This window comes from Streptomyces sp. UNOC14_S4 (genome assembly GCF_020740835.1).
Lineage (GTDB): Bacteria > Actinomycetota > Actinomycetes > Streptomycetales > Streptomycetaceae > Streptomyces.
On record NZ_JAINFC010000894.1, the window covers coordinates 1 to 1,529 of the forward strand.

3 protein-coding genes are annotated in these 1,529 nt (G+C 72.5%); all 3 read right to left on the reverse strand.

From position 1 onward, the window contains the following. Positions 1 to 78: 78 nt before the first annotated feature. Genes K6I34_RS36800 through K6I34_RS36810 form a run of 3 tightly spaced genes read right to left on the reverse strand, consistent with a single transcriptional unit; the run spans position 79 to position 1,413 of the window. Positions 79 to 684: an ATP/GTP-binding protein gene (locus tag K6I34_RS36800; RefSeq protein ID WP_229332364.1), complete on the reverse strand. Its 606-nt coding sequence runs from the start codon at positions 682 to 684 to the stop codon at positions 79 to 81. Then, positions 662 to 976 carry a DUF742 domain-containing protein gene (locus tag K6I34_RS36805; RefSeq protein WP_229332365.1) on the reverse strand — a complete coding sequence of 105 codons (315 nt, stop codon included), beginning with the start codon at positions 974 to 976 and terminating at the stop codon, positions 662 to 664. Before K6I34_RS36805 ends, K6I34_RS36800 begins: the two co-directional genes overlap by 23 nt. A gap of 44 nt (positions 977 to 1,020) precedes the next feature. Further along, positions 1,021 to 1,413, reverse strand: coding sequence for a roadblock/LC7 domain-containing protein (locus K6I34_RS36810; RefSeq protein ID WP_238490341.1), 393 nt, complete (start codon positions 1,411 to 1,413; stop codon positions 1,021 to 1,023). Positions 1,414 to 1,529 lie beyond the last annotated feature (116 nt).

A 1,529-nucleotide genomic window follows, 5' to 3' on the forward strand; every position in this document is an offset into this window, starting at 1 on the left:
CCTGGTGGGCCGGGCAGCCCGGCGGCGGGGCCGCGCCGGGGTGCCCGATGCCGGGGTGGCCGGGCTCGGGGTGGTGGGTCACACGGGCTCCTGGACGGACCGGCGGTCGCGGAGGTACTCCACGAGGGCGATCAGGGCGCGGGTGGAGGAGACGCGGTCGCGGGCGTCGCAGGTGATCAGCGGGGTCTCGGGGAGCAGGTCGAGGGCCTCGCGGATCTCCTCCTCCGGGAAGGAGGGCGCGCCGTCGAAGTGGTTGACGGCCACGGCGTAGGGCAGGCCGTGTTCCTCCAGCAGCCCCATCACGTCGAAGGACTGCTCCAGGCGCCGGGTGTCGGCGAGGACGAGCGCGCCGAGGGCGCCGTGGGTCATGTCCTGCCAGAGCCGGGTGAAGCGCTGCTGGCCGGGGGCGCCGAAGAGATAGAGGACGAGGCTGTCGCTGAGGGTGACGCGGCCGAAGTCCATGGCCACGGTCGTGGTGGTCTTGCCGTCGATGCCCGCCAGGTCGTCGACGAGGGCGCCGGCCTGCGTCATCGTCTCCTCGGTGCGCAGCGGCCGGATCTCCGACAGCGAGCCGACGAAAGTGGTCTTGCCGACCGCGAAGTGGCCCACGACGAGGAGCTTCACGGCCGTCTGCACGGACTGCCGCAGGTAGACCGCTCCCTCAGAGGCGAGCGCGGAGTCCATCCAGTACCTCCTGAAGGATCTGGGCCTCGGGCAGTTCCGCCGAGGGGATGGGGGCGCGGGTGATGAGGTGACCGCTGTCCACGAGGTCGCCGAGGAGCACCTTGGTGACGCTGACGGGCAGCGCCAGATGACCGGCGATCTCGGCGACCGACAGCGGCCCGCCGAGGCAGAGCTCCATGAGCCGGACCCGCTCGGGGCTGAGCCCCGCGAGCGGCCGGTCGGGCATGGCGATGACCAGGGTGACCAGGTCGAAGGTGTTGCGGGTGGGGTGGGCACGGCCGTCGGTGACCACGTACGGCCGTACTAACCCCTCTCCGCGCCTGGGTGGCGGGGGAGTCACCGGCCCGTGCCCTGCCAGGTGCCCTGCCGGGGCGGGCTGGTCAGCTCCTTGCCGAGCCGGTCGACCAGCTTCTGCATCCGGTAGGTGACGGCTTCCATGTCGACGTCCGCGGTGGCGGAGACGGCGAGGTAGGCGCCGGGGCCCGCGGCGATGAGGAAGACGTAGCCGTGGGCGAACTCCACGAGCGTCTGCCGCCAGGGGCTGTCCTGCGCTCCCTTGTGGGTGAACTCCGCGGTGGAGCGGCTGATCGACTGGAGGCCGGAGAGCGCGGCGGCCTGGCGTTCGGCCTCGTCGCGCTCGATGCCCGCGGAGCGGGCGCGGAGCATGCCATCGGAGGAGAGCAGGATCGCGTGCCGGGCCTCCGGCATCTTCACGACCTCGTCGAGCATCCAGCCGAGCTCGTTGGTGAGGTGGTCGTTCACGCGGGGGGATTCCCTTCGTCATAGGTGGCGCCGTCGGTGGGTGCCGGGTGGGGACGGTCGCCGGGGGCGGCGGGGCCGTGGGC